Source organism: Rhodococcus sp. P14, from assembly GCF_000256505.1.
GTDB lineage: Bacteria > Actinomycetota > Actinomycetes > Mycobacteriales > Mycobacteriaceae > Rhodococcus > Rhodococcus ruber.
On sequence record NZ_AJFC01000192.1, the window covers coordinates 1 to 12,378 of the forward strand.

Sequence of the window (12,378 nt, forward strand, 5' to 3'; positions counted from 1 at the left end):
GTGACGGCCGTGACCTCGGCGACGGCCTCCTCGAACGGTTCGCGGGTGGCGTCGGAGAGCTTGTGGACGCCGCTGACCTTGCGCACGTACTGCCGGGCGGCGGCCTCGATCTCCTCGTCGGTCGCTGCCGGCTCGAGCCCGCGCAGCTCCGTGATGTTCCGGCACATGAACCGAGGGTAACGCCGGAACATCAGCCGAGGCGACCGCCGAGCATGCCGCGCAGGGCGTTCAGGCACAGCTCCCGCAGCTGCGCCTCGGTGACGGTGGGGTGATCGTGCCAGTCGACGCACACGCTGCGCACGAGCGCGATCCAGCCCTGCACGGCCACCGCGACGAGTTCGCGTTCGTCGTCGGGCGGGGCGAGGGCGTCGAGGATGCGCTCCTGCTGCACGCCGAGTTCGGCGTCGACGATCGCGCGGATGCCGGCGTCGGCGGAGTCCGCGGCCCGGTTGACCGCCGCGACGCCCTGCCGGTGCGAGGCGACGTAGTCGAGGTAGGCGTCGAGGCCCGCGGTGATACGCTCGGCGACGGTGAGCCGCGGATCCGGTTCGGTGACGGCGAGCAGCCGGTCCGATTCGCGTTGGACGACCGCCGCCATGAAGTCTCGCTTGGTCGGAAAGTAGTGGTACATCAGGCCACGTGAAACCCCCGCGAGCTCGGCGACCTCCTCGATCCACACGTCGTCGTAGGCACGCTCGGCGAACAGACGCGCGCCGATGTCGAGCAGCTGCGCGCGGCGCTGCTCGGGATCGAGACGTCGGCGGGGTTGGGCCACGAATCCAATCTAGTTCTTGACAGACGTCCGTCCCGGCGTAGCGTGGCTACTGTACACGGATTCAATAGCTGGGGGTCGGAGCATGGTCATGGCCACGTCGCGGGTGTTCGACACCGAAATTCCACGCCCGCCGAAACGCCTGCCCCTCGCCGGCGACGTCCTGGGCATGTCGCTGAAGACCCCGGTGCAGAACTCGATGGCCACCCACAAGGCCCTCGGCCCGGTGTTCGAGCGGACGGCGTTCGGCCGTCGCTTCGTGTTCGTCTGCTCCGGCGAACTCACCGCCGAGCTGTCCGACGAGAAGCGCTTCGCCAAGCACCTCGCCCCGGGGGTCGAGGCCCTGCGGGCGATCGGCGGTGACGGGCTGTTCACCGCCTACAACGAGGAACCGAACTGGCGTCGCGCTCACGAACTGCTCATGCCGGCGTTCACGCAGCAGGCGATGCGCCGGTACCACGCCACGATGCTCGACGTCACCGCTCAGCTCGTCGCGCACTGGGACCGCCGGGCGCGCAGCGGCGGCGACGTCGACGTCGCCGCGGACATGACGAAGCTGACCCTGGAGACCATCGGCCGCACCGGGTTCAGCTACTCGTTCGAGCCGTTCGAACGCGAAGAGCGGCACCCGTTCGTCGAGGCGATGGTCGGCGGCCTGTCGTTCTCGCAGCGCAGCATGCTGCGCACCGTTCCCGTCGTCGGGCGCTTCCTCTTCCCCGCCGCCAAGCGGCAGTACGACCTCGACCGGGCGCACATGCACGACGTCGTCGACGCAGTGATCCGCAGCAGGAGCGATGCGCCCGGCCCCGCCCCCGACGACCTGCTCGAGCTGATGCTGCGGGCGGCCCGCGAGGACGATCCCCACAGGCTCGACCCCGTCAACATCCGCAACCAGGTGCTCACCTTCCTCGTCGCCGGACACGAAACCACCTCGGGCGCCTTGTCGTTCGCCCTGTACTACCTGATGCGCGACCCACGGGCCTACGCGCGGGCACGGGCGGAGGTCGAGGAGGTCTGGGGCGACGGCGAGCCCGCCTTCGAACAGATCGCCAAGCTGCGCTACGTCCGCCGGGTGCTCGACGAGGCGCTGCGGCTGTGGCCGACCGCACCCGCGTACGCGCGGGAAGCGAAGGCGGACACCACCCTGGGTGGCCGGTACCGGATGCGCGCCGGCGACTGGGTGCTCGTGCTGCTGCCCGCGGTGCACCGGGACCGCGCGGTGTGGGGCGACGACGCCGACGAGTTCGACCCCGACCGATTCCTGCCCGAACGGGTCCGGGCCCGCCCCGCGCACGTGTACAAGCCGTTCGGCACCGGAGAACGCGCCTGCATCGGACGGCAGTTCGCGCTGCACGAGGCAACACTCGTGCTGGGAACCCTGTTGCGCCGTTACGACCTGACGATGGATCCCGGCTACCGGCTGAAGGTCGCCGAACGTCTCACGCTCATGCCGGAGGGCCTGCACGCCCGGGTGTCCTTCAAGTCCTGAGCGGCCGCCCGCCCGTGTCGTACGCTGTGCCCGACGGGTGGGAGAGGCCCGCACGGGAGGGAGAAGCCATGCGATTCGGGTATGCAGGTGCGACGGCGGCGGTGTTGTCCACGATCGTTGCGGCAGTGGTTGTTCCGGCCACGGCCCACGCGACCGCCACCGCCGACGTCGTCGCGGGCCGCGAGCGGGTGAAGGTGACGGTGCACGGCGTGCCCGTCCACCCGGAGAGCTGCCGCGTCGATCCGGACGCGGACGGGAACACCCGCAGTCTGCCTCTCGAGCCGTCCGGGTCGATGGTCGCCCATCAGGTGGCGCCCGGGCCCCGGCGGGTGGTCGTCTGGTGCCCGGACGGCGGCGTCGTCCACGAGCAGATCGTCCACGTCCTACCCGCCGATCCGCTCGCCGATCTCGCGGACCATGTGTTCCGCACCGCCGGCAGCAGCGACCGCGTCACCGACCCGACCCTGCGCTGACGCGCCGGTGCGTCCTTTGGGTTGCCCTGACCGCCCAAAGGACACACCGGCGGCGCAGCCGCCCCGGCTACACGCGCTCGATGATCGTCACGTTCGCAGTGCCGCCGCCCTCGCAGATCGTCAGCAGCCCGTACCGGCCCTCGCGCCGCTCGAGCTCGTTGAGCAGCGTCGCCATCAGCTTGGTGCCGGTGGCGCCGAGCGGGTGACCCAGCGCGATGGCGCCGCCGTTGACGTTGACCTTGGCCGGGTCTGCGCCGATCTCCTTGATCCAGGCCAGCACGACGGGGGCGAAGGCCTCGTTGATCTCGACCAGATCGATGTCGTCGATGCTCAGACCGGTCTTCGCCAGCGCGTGCTGCGTGGCCGGGATGGGCGCGCTGAGCATGAAGATCGGGTCGTCGCCGCGGGCGCTGAGGTGATGGATCCGTGCACGAGGCTTCAGGCCGTACGTGCGCACGGCCTCGTCGGAGGCGAGCAGCACCGCCGACGCACCGTCGGAGATCTGGCTGGCGACGGCGGCGGTGAGCCTGCCGCCCTCGACGAGCGTCGCGAGGGACGCCATCTTCTCGAGGCTCGTCTCGCGGGGCCCCTCGTCGACGGCGGCGTCGCCGAGCGGGACGATCTCGCCCTCGAAGCGGCCCTCGGCGATGGCCGCCTTGGCCCGCTCGTGGCTCTGCAGCGCCCAGCGCTCGAGGTCCTCACGGCTGAGATCCCACTTGTCGGCGATCATCTCGGCACCGCGGAACTGCGAGACCTCCTGATCGCCGTAACGCTCGGTCCAGCCGGTCGAACCCCCGAACGGGGTGTCGAAGCCGTACTGCTGCCCGACGATCATCGCCGCCGAGATCGGGATCTGCGACATGTTCTGCACGCCGCCGGCGACGATGAGGTCGGCGGTGCCGGACAGGATGGCCTGCGCACCGAAGTGCAGGGCCTGCTGGCTCGACCCGCACTGCCGGTCGACGGTGACGCCGGGGACGTGCTGCGGGTAGCCGGCGGCGAGCCACGAGGTGCGGGCGATGTTGCCGGCCTGACCGCCGATGGCGTCGACGCAGCCGAAGACGACGTCGTCGACGTCGCTCGGGTCGATGCCGGTGCGGTCCACGATCGCCTTGATCACGTGCGCGCCCAGGTCGGCGGGGTGGACGGCGGACAGGCCGCCGTTCTTCTTGCCGATCGGGGTGCGTACCGCGTCGACGATGTATGCCTCGGTCATGAGGGACTCCTAGTCGGTTCCGGGAAAAGTCGGTTCAGGGATTGGCAAGTCCGTCGAGCACGATGGACAGGTACTGCTGGGCCACCTTGTCGGCGGTGAGGGTGCCACCGGGCCGGTACCAGCGCACGGCCACCCACACGGTGTCGCGCAGGAACCGGAAGACGAGTTCGACGTCGACGTCCGGCCGGAACGTGCCGTCGGCGATGCCGCGCTCGATCACCCCCACCCACAGGTCGCGGAATTCGGTGTTGCGATCGGAGATGTAGGAGAACCGCTCGTTCTCCACGAGCCGCTTGGCCTCGTCCTGGTAGATCGCGACCGCGGCGTGCGACTTGTCGATCGACTCGTACGACGCGGTGATGAGCGCCTCGAGGGTGGCACGCGAGTCCGAACCCGAGGCGACGATCTCGCGGTAGCGACCGAACAGGTCGTCGAGAAATCCCCGCAGGATCTCGTCGACCATCGACTCCTTGGAGTCGAAGTGGTGGTAGAGACTGCCCGACAGGATGCCTGCGGCGTCGGCGATGTCGCGCACGGTGGTGGCACGCACGCCGCGCGAGGCGAACAGTTCCGCGGCGATGTCGAGCAGCTCGGCCCGACGCCCGGACTTGGTGGCATCGTCTCTGGGAGGAGTCATGGAGGCATCCTTTCAGGGCTGCCGTGCGCGGTTTCGGTAGCGGCCGCTACCGGAACCGCGCACGGGTCAGGCCCGCTGCGACGAGATCGAGACGACCTCACCGGTCAGGTACGTGGTGTAGTCGCTGGCGAGCATGGCGATGGTCGCGGCGATCTCCCACACCTCCGCGGCCCGCCCGTACGCCTCGTCGGCGGCGAGCCGGTCGAGCAGTTCCTCGCTGGTGACCTTCGCGAGGAAGGCGTGCCGCGCGATCGACGGCGCGACGGCGTTGATCCGGACCCCGTACTCGGCGGCCTCGATCGCCGAGCAGCGGGTCAGCGCCATCACGCCGGCCTTGGCGGCCGCGTAGTGCGCCTGCGAGTGCTGCGCGCGCCACCCGAGCACGGAGGCGTTGTTGACGAGGACGCCGCCGTGGTCGGCCGACCGGAAGTAGCGCAGCGCCGCGCGCGTCGCACGGAAGGTGCTGGTGAGGGTGATGTCGAGGACGCGGTCCCACTGCTCGTCGGTCATGTCGACGACGGGGGTCTCGCCGCCGAGGCCGGCGTTGTTGACCAGCACGTCGATGCGCCCGAGTCGCTCGGCGGCCCCGGTGATCAGCGCATCGACCTGCTCGGTCGAGGAGACGTCGCACACGACGGACTCCACCTGCTGCGACGGGAACTCGGCGGCGAGCTTGTCGACCGTCTCCCCGAGCCGGCGCTCGTGGAAGTCGGAGACGAGCACGTCGCCGCCCTCGAGCAGGGCGCGACGGGCGGTCGCGAACCCGATGCCCGTGCCGGCGGCGGCGGTGACGACGACCTTCTTGCCGCTCAGCAGGCCGTGGCCCGGGGTCTCGACGGGCGGGGTGGCGAGGGGGGAAGTGGTCACGGACGGGCCTCTCGGGGAAGGCCGAGCACGCGCTCGGCGATGATGTTGCGCTGGATCTCGTTGGATCCGCCGTAGATGGTGTCGGCGCGGGTGAACAGGAACAGCCGCTGCCATTCGGCGAGCTCGAGGTGCTCGGGGTCCGAGAGCACCGACGGGATGCCGGCGTGGTCGTGGTCCGGTCCGGTGAGCGAGGCAGGCCCCTGCACGTCCATTGCCAGGGCGCCGAGGTCGCGATGCCAGTTGGCCCACAGCAGCTTCGCCACCGACGCCTGGCCGGGGTCGGCGTCGCCGAGGGTGCGCACGGCGTGGGCCCGCATGACGCGCAGACCGATCCGGGCGCGGGCGATCCGTTCGCGGATGTGCGCGTCGTCGGCCGCACCGGTCGCGACCGCGAGATCGGCGATGCTCTGCAGCTCCCGGGCGAAGCCGATCTGCTGGCCGAGGGTCGACACTCCCCGCTCGAAGGTGAGCAGGCCCATCGCGACCTTCCAGCCGTCGCCGGGAGCACCGACGACGAGGTCGGCGTCGGTGACGGCGTCGTCGAAGAAGACCTCGTTGAACTCGGAGGTGCCGGTGAGCTGCTGGATGGGCCGGACCGTCACGCCCGGCTGATCGAGCGGCACGAGCAGGAAGCTCAGGCCGTGGTGCCGGGTCGAGCCGGGTTCGGTGCGGCACACCACGAACGCCCACTGCGCGACGTGCGCGAGCGACGTCCACACCTTCTGGCCGTTGATCACCCACTTGCCGTCCTCGAGCCGGGCGGTGGTGGAGACGTTGGCCAGGTCGGAGCCCGCACCGGGCTCGGAGTAGCCCTGCGCCCACAGTTCGGTGACGTTGCGGATCCCGGGCAGGAAGCGGCGCTTCTGTTCCTCGGTGCCGAAGGCGACGAGGGTGGGGCCGAGCAGTTCCTCGCCGAGGTGGTTCACCCGCGCCGGTGCGTTCGCCTTGGCGTACTCCTCGTGGAAGATCACCTGCTGCTCGAGGGTCGCACCGCGGCCACCGTGCTCGGTGGGCCAGCCGATGCAGGTCCATCCGGCGGCGGCGAGGTGCCGGTCCCAGGCCAGACGTTCCTCGAAGAACTCGTGCTCGCTGCCCGGTCCGCCCTTGCCTCTGAGCGCGGCGAACTCGCCGGTCAGGTTCTCCTCCAGCCACCGGCGGACGGTCGCGGCGAATTCGGTGTCGGCCAAACCCGTGTCGTCCAGTCTCTCGCTCTCATGCACGTCTGTACGATAACCTACCAAGCACTTGCTAGGTAGGGAGCTCCGTGACTGCACAACCGAGAACCACACCGGCCGCCGTCGAACGCGCCGCATCGGTGTACGCCGACCGGACCGCGATCGTCGACGGCGACGTGCGACCGACGTTCGCACAACTTCGCGATCACGTCCGCGAATTCGCCGCCGCACTCGTCGCCCACGGCGTCGGGCCCGGCGCACGCGTCGCGATCTGGTCGCCCAACACCCACCACTGGATAGTCGCTGCGCTCGGGATCCAGTGGGCCGGCGGCGTCGTCGTCCCCGTCAACACCCGCTACACCGGGGCGGAGGCGCACGACATCCTCGACCGCATCCGTGCCGAGGCCCTCGTCGTCGCCGGCGACTTCCTCGGCACGGACAGGTACGCCGCCCTGCGCGCCGCCGCGCCCGGCCTGCACGTGCCCACCGTGGTGCGGGTCCCGCTGGGTGGGACCGACGCACCGGCCGACGGCGTCGTGGACTGGGACGACTTCCTCGCCGCGGCGACGGCGGACGCGCGCACCGAGGCCGACGCCCGGGCGCGGGCCGTCTCCCCCGACGACGTCAGCGACATCCTGTTCACCTCGGGCACGACCGGGCGCAGCAAGGGCGTGCTCAGCGCCCACCGGCAGCTGATCGGGGTCGCGCAGGCGTGGGCCGAGTACGCCGAGCTCACGCCGGACGACAACTACCTGATCATCAATCCGTTCTTCCACAGCTTCGGCTACAAGGCCGGGTTCGTCGCCGCGCTGCTCGCGGGCGCGACCGCCGTGCCGATGGCGGTGTTCGACGTCGAGAAGGTCATGGCCACCGTCGCCGACCGGCGGATCAGCGTGCTGCCGGGCGCACCGACGATCTACCAGAGCATCCTCGACCACCCCCGCCGCGACGAGTTCGACATGTCGTCCCTGCGGATCGCGGTCACCGGGGCCGCACCCGTGCCCGTCGCGCTCGTCGAGCGCATGCAGAACGAACTGAGCTTCGACGCCGTGCTCACCGCGTACGGCCAGACCGAGGCCGTGGTCGCGACGATGTGCCGCACCGACGACGATCCCGTCACCGTCTCCACCTCCTCCGGCCGCGCCGCCGCCGGCTTCGAGGTCCGCATCGGCGACAAGGGCGAGATCCTGCTGCGCGGCCCGAACGTGATGCTCGGTTACCTCGACGACCCGGAGGCCACCGCCGAGACCATCGACGCCGACGGCTGGCTGCACACCGGCGACGTCGGCACCCTCGACGAACGCGGCTACCTCGACATCACCGACCGGCTCAAGGACATGTACATCAGCGGGGGGTTCAACGTCTATCCCGCCGAGATCGAGGCGGCGTTGATGCGCCTGCCCGGCGTCCACGAGGTCGCGGTCGTCGGCGTGCCCGACGAGCGCATGGGCGAGGTCGGCCGCGCGCACGTCGTCGCCCTCGAGGGCAGCGGCCTCACCGAGGAGTCGGTGATCGCGTTCTGCAAGGAGAAGCTGGCCAACTTCAAGGTGCCGCGCTCGGTTCGCTTCACCGGGCACCTGCCCCGTAACCCGTCCGGCAAGGTTCTGAAAAACATTCTGCGTGAGGAGAAGTCATGACCGTCCCCTACGAGCCCGATGTCGTCACCTACGAGGTGCGCGACGGCATCGCGATCGTCACCCTCAACCGGCCGGACTACCGCAACGCGCAGAACTCCGTGATGACCTACGCGCTCGACGCCGCCTTCGAACGCGCCGTCGAGGACGACGAGGTCAAGGTGATCGTGCTCGCCGGCAACGGCAAGCACTTCTCCGCCGGGCACGACCTGGGCACCCCCGGTCGTGACCACCACGTCCACTACGACAACAAGGCCGTCATGTGGTGGGACCACGTCGACAAGCCCGGCGGCGACCAGCGGTACGCCCGCGAGATGGAGGTGTACCTGGGCATGTGCCGCCGCTGGCGGGAGATCCCCAAGCCGACGGTGGCGATGGTGCAGGGCGCATGCATCGCCGGCGGCCTCATGCTCGCGTGGGTGTGCGACCTGATCGTCGCCTCGGAGGACGCGTTCTTCTCGGATCCGGTGGTGCGGATGGGCATTCCCGGCGTGGAGTACTTCGCCCACCCCTGGGTCCTGGGCACGCGCTTCGCCAAGGAGATCCTCTACACCGGTGACCGCTTCGGTGCCCAGCGCGCCTACGAGGTCGGCATGGTCAATCGTGTCGTGCCACGCGAGAAGCTCGAGGAGGAGACCCTCGCCCTGGCCGGACGGATCGCGGAGATGCCGCGGTTCGGGCTGGCCCTGACCAAGCGCGCCGTCAACCAGTGCGAGGACCAGATGGGCATGCGCAACGGCATGGACTCGGTGTTCGGCCTGCACCACTTCGCGCACGCCCACAACGCCGAGGTCGGCACCGACTCCCTCGGCGGCATGAACGCGAAATCGATGGCCGCGAGCGCACGCCCGGTGAGCGGCTCTGCCGCGCAGGAAGGAACGAAGTAGTGGATCTGCAACTCGACGACGCGACCCTCGCCTTCCGCGACGAGGTCCGCGCCTTCCTCACCGAGAACGTCCCGTCGAGCCCGCTGAAGTCCATGGACACGGCCGAGGGCTTCGAGGAACACCGCGAGTGGGAACGCACCCTCGCCGAGGCCCGTCTGTCGGTCGTCTCGTGGCCCGAAGAACTCGGCGGGCGCAACGCCACGCTGCAGCAGTGGGTGGTGTTCGAGGAGGAGTACTACCGCGCCGGAGCGCCGGGCCGGGTCAGCCAGAACGGTATCTTCCTGCTCGCTCCCACGCTGTTCGAGCACGCCCACCCCGACCAGCTCGCGCGCATCATGCCGCGCATGGCCCGCGCCGACGACATCTGGGCCCAGGCCTGGTCCGAGCCGGAGTCCGGCAGCGACCTCGCGTCGCTGCGCTCGACCGCCCGGCGGGTCGACGGCGGGTGGCTGCTCAACGGGCAGAAGACGTGGAGCTCGCGGGCGTCCTTCGCGGACATGGGCTTCGGCCTGTTCCGTTCCGACCCGGATGCGCAGCGGCACAAGGGCATCACCTACTTCATGTTCGATCTGCGTGCCGAGGGCGTCACCGTCCGGCCCATCGACCAGCTCGACGGCGAACCCGGCTTCGCGGAGATCTTCCTCGAAGACGTGTTCGTCCCGGACGATCCCGCCGACCCCGGCGAGTCCGGCGTGATCGGCGGCGTGAACGAGGGATGGCGCGTCGCGATGAGCACCGCCTCGAACGAACGCGGACTGTCGCTGCGCTCCCCCGGACGGTTCCTCGCCACCGCCGACCGCCTGCTGGCGCTGTACGCGGCGTCGGACCGGCACGGGGACGCGGCCCTGCGCAACCGCGTCGCCGACGCGTGGATCGGGGCGCGCGCATACGAGTTGTCCACCTGGGCCACCGTCACCCGGCTGCAGGACGGCGGCCAGCTCGGCGCCGAGTCGTCCATCAACAAGGTGTTCTGGTCGGACTGGGACATCGCCGCCCACGAGACCGCGCTGGACCTGCAGGGCCCGGCCGCGGAGATCGCCGACGGCTGGACCGACGGCTACCTGTTCTCGCTGTCGGGGCCGATCTACGCGGGCACCAACGAAATCCAGAAGAACGTCATCGCCGAGCGGCTGCTCGGCCTTCCGAAGGGCGACCGATGAGATTCGCGCTCGACTCCTCCCACGAGGACTTCGCGTCCAGCATCGACGCGCTGCTCGCCAAGTCCGATCTGCCTGCGGTCGTCCGGTCGTGGGCCGCCGGTGACACCGGCCCCGGCCTGAAGGTGTGGCAACGGCTCGCCGAGGTCGGCGTCGGCGCGCTGCTCGTCGACGAGGACCACGACGGTCTCGGGGCCGACGCCGTCGACCTCGTCGTCGCCATGGAACAGCTCGGTCGCCACGCGGTGCCCGGCCCGATCGTGGAGACCGTGGCCGTCGCGCCGATCCTGCTGGCCGCCGTCGCTCCGGACCGGCTGCCCGCACTCGCCTCCGGTGAGCTCGCGACGGTCGCCGCGGCACCGCACGTGCCGTACGCGGTCGACGCCGACGTCGCCGACCTCGTGCTGCACGTCGACGGCGGCACGGTCTCGACGGGCACCGCCGGCGACGTTCGGCAGTCCGTCGACCCGGCCCGTCGTCTGCATGCCGTCGCCGCGGCGGACGCATTGGGCGACACGGACTTCGGCGCGGCGTTCGACTACGGAGCCCTGGCCACCGCGGCGCAGCTGCAGGGGCTCGGACGCACCCTCCTCGACACTACGGTCGAGTACGCGCAGCAGCGCAAGCAGTTCGGTCGCGCCATCGGCTCGTTCCAGGCCGTCAAGCACCACCTCGCCGAGGTCGCCGTCGGCCTCGAGATGGCGCGCCCGCTGCTGCTCGGTGCGGCCCTCGCGGTGCGCGACGGCGCAGCGACCGCCTCCCGCGACGTCTCGGCCGCGAAAGTCGCCTGCGGCGACGCGGCCTACCGGGCGGCACAGACGGCACTGCAGGTGCACGGCGCCATCGGCTACACCCTCGAACACGATCTGTCGCTGGCGTTGACCCGGGTGCGGGCCCTCGTCACCGCGTGGGGCACCGCGGACGTGCACCGGGCGCGGGTAGTCGACGCACTGGAGGACGCATCGTGACCTTCGAGACCGAGGATCGCGCCGCGCTGCGCGAGTCGGTGCGCAGCCTGCTCGCCCGGCACTCCGATTCCGCGGCGGTGCGCAAGGCCATCACCCTCCCGGACGGCTACGACGCCGACCTGTGGCAGAAGCTGGTCGAACAGATCGGGGTCGCAGCCCTCGCCGTGCCCGAGGAATACGACGGTGTCGGCGCCTCCCTCGCCGAGACCCACGTCGTGCTCGAGGAACTCGGCCGCACGCTCACCCCGTCGCCGATGCTCGGCTCGGCGGTGCTCGCGGCCCAGGCTCTGCTGCTCTCCGGCGACACCGACGCATGCACCCGCCTGTTGCCGGGCATCGCCGCCGGGGAGATCGCCGCGGTGTGCTGGGCTTCCGAAGCCGGCTGGTCCACACCCGGTGTCGTCCTCGAGGGCGGCCGGCTCGACGGCACCGCCCACTACGTGCTCGGCGGGGACGTCGCGACGACCTTGCTGGTGCTCGCGGCCGACGGGGACGACGTCGCGCTCGTCGAGGTGGATCCGGACGCCGACGGTGTCGTGCGACGCCGGGTGCCGACGATGGATCCGACCCGCACCCTCGCCGAGGTGCGCTTCGAGGGGGTGACGGGCCGGCGGCTCGCGGCGTCCGCCGCTCTCGAGGAGCGCCTGCGGACCGTCGCGCTGATCGCGCTGTCGGCCGAGCAGGTCGGCGCGGCCCGGGCCGCGCTGGATCTGACGGTGGAGTACTCGAAGAACCGCAGGCAGTTCGGCCGGGTCATCGGGTCGTTCCAGGCGCTCAAGCACCGCATGGCCGACATGTACGCACTGGTGGAGACCGCACGCTCGATGTCGTACGCGGCCGCGCTGTCGCAGGACACGCAGGACGCGTACGCGGCGAAGGTGTACTGCTCGGAGGCCTTCGAACAGGTGGCCGCGGAAGCGATCCAGTTGCACGGGGGCATCGCGATCACCTGGGAACACGACGCGCAGCTGTACTTCAAACGCGCGCACGGGGCGGCCCAGCTGTTCGGGCAACCGCGGGAGTTCGTGACCGCGATCGCGCGTTGAGCGCGGGCGGCACCCGCATCCGGGTGCCGCCACCGTTGCCGGCGGGGGGCCCCGCCC

The 12,378-nt window shown here is 70.7% G+C and carries 13 protein-coding genes; 7 read left to right on the forward strand and 6 right to left on the reverse strand.

Features of this window, described 5'->3' with window-relative positions; genetic code table 11:
• Together OEY_RS28475 and OEY_RS0113980 are read right to left on the reverse strand one after the other, a co-directional pair.
• The coding region (locus OEY_RS28475) for a DUF2277 domain-containing protein (RefSeq protein WP_043805427.1) at positions 1 to 167 on the reverse strand (167 nt) is incomplete at its 3' end.
• Positions 168 to 190: 23 nt separating this feature from the next.
• Positions 191 to 775, reverse strand: a complete 585-nt coding sequence (locus OEY_RS0113980) for a TetR/AcrR family transcriptional regulator (RefSeq protein ID WP_010594480.1) — start codon at positions 773 to 775, stop codon at positions 191 to 193.
• Between the two features lie 88 nt (positions 776 to 863).
• Between OEY_RS0113980 and OEY_RS0113985 the strand changes: the two genes are divergently transcribed.
• Complete coding sequence (locus OEY_RS0113985; protein WP_010594481.1) at positions 864 to 2,261, forward strand: cytochrome P450; 1,398 nt, start codon at positions 864 to 866, stop codon at positions 2,259 to 2,261.
• Between the two features lie 68 nt (positions 2,262 to 2,329).
• The gene (locus OEY_RS0113990) at positions 2,330 to 2,734 is read left to right on the forward strand and encodes a hypothetical protein (protein WP_010594482.1); all 405 of its coding nucleotides are present in this window, start codon (positions 2,330 to 2,332) and stop codon (positions 2,732 to 2,734) included.
• Between the two features lie 67 nt (positions 2,735 to 2,801).
• Here the strand turns inward: OEY_RS0113990 and OEY_RS0113995 are convergent, their stop codons facing one another.
• The 4 genes from OEY_RS0113995 to OEY_RS0114010 all read right to left on the reverse strand — a co-directional run bounded on the left by OEY_RS0113995 (position 2,802) and on the right by OEY_RS0114010 (position 6,674).
• Positions 2,802 to 3,950: an acetyl-CoA C-acetyltransferase gene (locus OEY_RS0113995; RefSeq protein WP_010594483.1), complete on the reverse strand. Its 1,149-nt coding sequence runs from the start codon at positions 3,948 to 3,950 to the stop codon at positions 2,802 to 2,804.
• Positions 3,951 to 3,984: 34 nt separating this feature from the next.
• Entirely contained in the window at positions 3,985 to 4,587 is a 603-nt protein-coding gene (locus OEY_RS0114000) for a TetR/AcrR family transcriptional regulator (protein ID WP_010594484.1), read from the reverse strand.
• 66 nt (positions 4,588 to 4,653) lie between these two features.
• Positions 4,654 to 5,454: an SDR family oxidoreductase gene (locus tag OEY_RS0114005; protein WP_010594485.1), complete on the reverse strand. Its 801-nt coding sequence runs from the start codon at positions 5,452 to 5,454 to the stop codon at positions 4,654 to 4,656.
• Positions 5,451 to 6,674, reverse strand: a complete 1,224-nt coding sequence (locus tag OEY_RS0114010; protein ID WP_010594486.1) for an acyl-CoA dehydrogenase family protein — start codon at positions 6,672 to 6,674, stop codon at positions 5,451 to 5,453. The genes OEY_RS0114005 and OEY_RS0114010 overlap by 4 nt, the downstream gene beginning before the upstream one ends.
• 44 nt (positions 6,675 to 6,718) lie before the next feature.
• Here OEY_RS0114010 and OEY_RS0114015 point away from each other — a divergent pair, with 44 nt between their 5' ends.
• The 5 genes from OEY_RS0114015 to OEY_RS0114035 are packed head-to-tail and all read left to right on the forward strand — an operon-like array spanning position 6,719 to position 12,321.
• Positions 6,719 to 8,266, forward strand: a complete 1,548-nt coding sequence (locus OEY_RS0114015; protein WP_010594487.1) for a FadD3 family acyl-CoA ligase — start codon at positions 6,719 to 6,721, stop codon at positions 8,264 to 8,266.
• Positions 8,263 to 9,150 (forward strand): enoyl-CoA hydratase, encoded by an 888-nt coding sequence (locus OEY_RS0114020; RefSeq protein WP_010594488.1) that lies wholly within the window; start codon positions 8,263 to 8,265, stop codon positions 9,148 to 9,150. The genes OEY_RS0114015 and OEY_RS0114020 overlap by 4 nt, the downstream gene beginning before the upstream one ends.
• Positions 9,150 to 10,310, forward strand: coding sequence for an acyl-CoA dehydrogenase family protein (locus OEY_RS0114025; protein ID WP_010594489.1), 1,161 nt, complete (start codon positions 9,150 to 9,152; stop codon positions 10,308 to 10,310). Before OEY_RS0114020 ends, OEY_RS0114025 begins: the two co-directional genes overlap by 1 nt.
• Positions 10,307 to 11,275 carry an acyl-CoA dehydrogenase family protein gene (locus OEY_RS0114030; protein ID WP_010594490.1) on the forward strand — a complete coding sequence of 323 codons (969 nt, stop codon included), beginning with the start codon at positions 10,307 to 10,309 and terminating at the stop codon, positions 11,273 to 11,275. The genes OEY_RS0114025 and OEY_RS0114030 overlap by 4 nt, the downstream gene beginning before the upstream one ends.
• The gene (locus OEY_RS0114035; RefSeq protein ID WP_010594491.1) at positions 11,272 to 12,321 is read left to right on the forward strand and encodes an acyl-CoA dehydrogenase family protein; all 1,050 of its coding nucleotides are present in this window, start codon (positions 11,272 to 11,274) and stop codon (positions 12,319 to 12,321) included. Before OEY_RS0114030 ends, OEY_RS0114035 begins: the two co-directional genes overlap by 4 nt.
• The last annotated feature ends 57 nt before the right edge of the window (positions 12,322 to 12,378 follow it).

Coding starts and splice junctions, on each gene's coding strand:
- OEY_RS0114020 (WP_010594488.1), top strand. CDS start 8,263: ATGACCGTCCCCTACGAGCCCGATGTCGTCACCTACGAGGTGCGCGAC.
- OEY_RS0113995 (WP_010594483.1), bottom strand. CDS start 3,950: ATGACCGAGGCATACATCGTCGACGCGGTACGCACCCCGATCGGCAAG.
- OEY_RS0114030 (WP_010594490.1), top strand. CDS start 10,307: ATGAGATTCGCGCTCGACTCCTCCCACGAGGACTTCGCGTCCAGCATC.
- OEY_RS0113990 (WP_010594482.1), top strand. CDS start 2,330: ATGCGATTCGGGTATGCAGGTGCGACGGCGGCGGTGTTGTCCACGATC.
- OEY_RS0113985 (WP_010594481.1), top strand. CDS start 864: ATGGCCACGTCGCGGGTGTTCGACACCGAAATTCCACGCCCGCCGAAA.
- OEY_RS0114000 (WP_010594484.1), bottom strand. CDS start 4,587: ATGACTCCTCCCAGAGACGATGCCACCAAGTCCGGGCGTCGGGCCGAG.